The organism is Pseudomonas sp. EA_65y_Pfl1_P113 (genome assembly GCF_963970525.1).
In the GTDB taxonomy this organism is placed as follows: domain Bacteria; phylum Pseudomonadota; class Gammaproteobacteria; order Pseudomonadales; family Pseudomonadaceae; genus Aquipseudomonas; species Aquipseudomonas tritici.
This window is the reverse complement of record NZ_CAXAQM010000080.1, coordinates 1-2214: the sequence shown is the minus strand read 5'-3', so window position 1 is coordinate 2214 and position 2214 is coordinate 1. Positions and strand designations below refer to the sequence as shown.

Below are 2214 nucleotides of genomic sequence, written 5' to 3'. Positions count from 1 at the left end.
GAAATGCACATCCTTACCCTGAGGATCGCTTCGCGTCACATACCCGAGGCAGGAGCCGTATGCGGTAGTTCCGCACGTACGGATCTGTGCGGGGGGCGGCAGGTAATTGCCGTCCCTACCGCGACCGCAGCTTCCTGTCTCGGAGGTGGCTGCACGATTGGGTGTGTCTGTGCACAGCCTCTATGCCTGGGTTAAGCGCTACACCAAGCCCCAGGAACAGCGCGTTGAGGAGGATGATCAGAGCGCTGAGGTTCGTCGTCTACGTGCCGAGCTGAAACGGGTGACGGAGGAGCGAGACATCTTAAAAAAGGCCGCCGCGTACTTTGCCAAGGAGTGCGGCTGAAGTACGCCTTTATTAAGCAGCAAGCGGGTCATTACGCGATTCGACGGCTTTGCCTGACGCTCAAGGTTCATCCCAGCGGCTACTACGCGTGGCTATCAGAACCAAAATCTGCGCGAGCCAAGGACGATCAGCGACTGCTTGGATTGATCAAACACTCCTGGCTGGAAAGCGGTGGCGTTTATGGCTATCGAAAGATCCATGATGACCTGCGAGAGGTTGGTGAGAGCTGTGGCCGTCACCGGGTGGCTAGGTTGATGCGCCTTGAAGGTTTACGTTCTCAGACTGGGTATCGACGGAGGCCTGGAAAATACGGCGGTAAGCCAGCCGTTGCCTCACCGAACTTACTGAAGCGCCAATTCGATGTCAGAGAACCCAACAAAGTTTGGGTCACAGACATTACCTACATCCGAACATATGAAGGCTGGCTGTATTTGGCCGTGGTGCTCGATCTGTTTTCACGCCAGATCATTGGTTGGTCAATGAAGTCGCAGATGACCAGCGACGTAGCCATTGATGCACTGCTGATGGCGGTTTGGAGACGTAAGCCGAAGCAAGAGGTGATGATCCACTCGGATCAAGGCAGTCAGTACAGCAGCTCAGACTGGCGAAGCTTCTTGAAAGCTAACAACCTGGTAGCCAGCATGAGTCGTCGAGGTAATTGCCACGACAACGCTGTGGCGGAGAGCTTTTTCCAGTTGCTGAAGCGGGAACGGATCAAGCGTAAAATCTACACTACACGCCAGGATGCTCGAGATGATGTGTTCGATTACATCGAGATGTTTTACAACCCAAAACGACGCCACAGTTTCAACAATCAGCTGTCACCGGTAGAGTTTGAAAAGCGTTACGCAGCGAGCCTTGAGAGTGTCTAGAAAACCCGGGGCGATTCAAGGGCTATAACAGCTTGACCGGAACGCCGTTTGCCCGACTCGAACATATGCACCTGTGGTCAACCTTTGCGGTGTACCTGCTGGCAGGTTGGCCCGGCCCAACTGCTGCACCGCTCATTGGTATTTCCTGTAACGCGTTTTATCGCTGGGTACGTGCGGCCAGGGAGGTTATGGCGCAGGAGTTCCCCGAGTTGCACCAGTGGTGGTCCGCCCGGCAGGATCGCCAAAATCTGCAACCAGCTGAGCAAATAGAAAAACAGCGGCAGGCGGTCATTGGCTGGCTCAAAAGCATGTTGACGATCCAAACGGCGACTTGCCCAAACTGCGGCTCGACGAATACCCGACTTGTCGAGAAAAGTCGGCCTCGACCGACTTTTCAATGTTGGCGACGTCAATGTCCGAGCACTTTTTCTCTGTTAGCGGGCACAGCTTTAGCGCACTTGGGCCATCCGGAACTCTGGGTGGAATTTCTTCAAGGGGTCTTGGATGGTCTGGGGGGCTATGACCTGAAGCGGAGTAGTGGCCTTTGTCTAAGAACGAGCATTCAATGGCGGCGACGATTTTTGTTGCTGATTAAGGAACAGGGGCACGTTGAGTTGCTTCAGTGGATCAAATGGATACGTAGTCGTCGCCACAAAGAGGCGATGCAACTTTCCCGCGAAGGGCTGCGCCTGGACATGGCCAAGCGTTCTGTCTACCTCAAAGCGGGTTGTTGACATTGTGGAGTGATTTTTCCGTCCTAAAATGGGGCGACCTTGTAACAGAAACTCAGTTACATAACTCTGAGCCCAGTATTTATGGGCTTATAAGGCAAGTAACACTAAATCTTGATTACCTTTTTCAAGGAAAAATCCCCGGACAATCAAGTCTCTACTTGGGGGGGGCGGGCGGGGCGGGCGCCGCGGGGCGGTGGGGAGGGTAGGGGTGGTGGATAGGATGGAGATGTTGTGTGGAAGTAGGGGGGTGGGCTACGAAGGGAGG

Annotated in this window: 2 protein-coding genes; both read left to right on the top strand. The window is 54.3% G+C overall.

Annotated features, from left to right (window positions below; translation table 11 throughout):
• Positions 1 to 106 precede the first annotated feature (106 nt).
• A protein-coding gene (locus AACY52_RS28310) for an IS3 family transposase (RefSeq protein ID WP_339561071.1) occupies positions 107 to 1215 on the top strand; the annotation gives its coding sequence in 2 pieces (ribosomal slippage) (positions 107 to 299 and positions 299 to 1215; 1110 coding nt in all).
• A gap of 32 nt (positions 1216 to 1247) precedes the next feature.
• Positions 1248 to 1949: a hypothetical protein gene (locus tag AACY52_RS28305; RefSeq protein ID WP_339561070.1), complete on the top strand. Its 702-nt coding sequence runs from the start codon at positions 1248 to 1250 to the stop codon at positions 1947 to 1949.
• Positions 1950 to 2214 lie beyond the last annotated feature (265 nt).